The sequence below is a fragment of the Arenibacter sp. F20364 genome, assembly GCF_023015905.1.
Classification (GTDB): Bacteria; Bacteroidota; Bacteroidia; order Flavobacteriales; family Flavobacteriaceae; genus Arenibacter.
In genome coordinates this window covers 1-500 of sequence record NZ_JALKBD010000148.1, presented here as the reverse complement: position 1 = coordinate 500, position 500 = coordinate 1, and the positions used below count along the sequence as shown (strand labels likewise).

The 500-nt window shown below is 51.4% G+C and carries 1 protein-coding gene; it reads left to right on the top strand.

Annotated features, from left to right (window positions below; translation table 11 throughout):
- Positions 1-500, top strand: a 500-nt coding sequence (locus MWU84_RS24100) for a DUF1553 domain-containing protein (protein WP_246906591.1), incomplete at both ends; no start/stop codon positions are given.

Genomic DNA, 500 nt, shown 5'->3' with positions numbered 1-500 from the left:
CCGAGGTTCAGGATGAGCGGTGAGATCATACGGGATTATGTTTTGGCCACCAGCGGTCTGTTGAACAAAGAGATAGGCGGGCCAAGTGTAAAGCCCTACCAGCCCCCGGGACTGTGGGAGGAGACCAACGCGGGTGGCAATAGGGGAGTTCTTACGACTTATACTGCCGACGAAGGCGATAAATTGTACCGGCGTTCCCTGTACACCTTATGGAAAAGGACGCTGCCACCTCCAAGCATGTCCATTTTTGATGCGCCCAACAGGGATATCTGTGAAGTGCGGAGGCAGAAGACCAATACGCCATTACAGGCGCTGGCATTGCAGAACGATGTGCAGGTGTTGGAGGCGGCCCGGGTACTATCGGAGAATACCATTACGGATACAAAAGATGCGGAACAGTGGGTCACCACCGTATTTCAGCGTATCTTGGTAAGGAATCCCAAGGAAGAAGAAAAAAAGGTTTTGGAGGAATACTATACGGATGCCCTTGAGAAATTCTT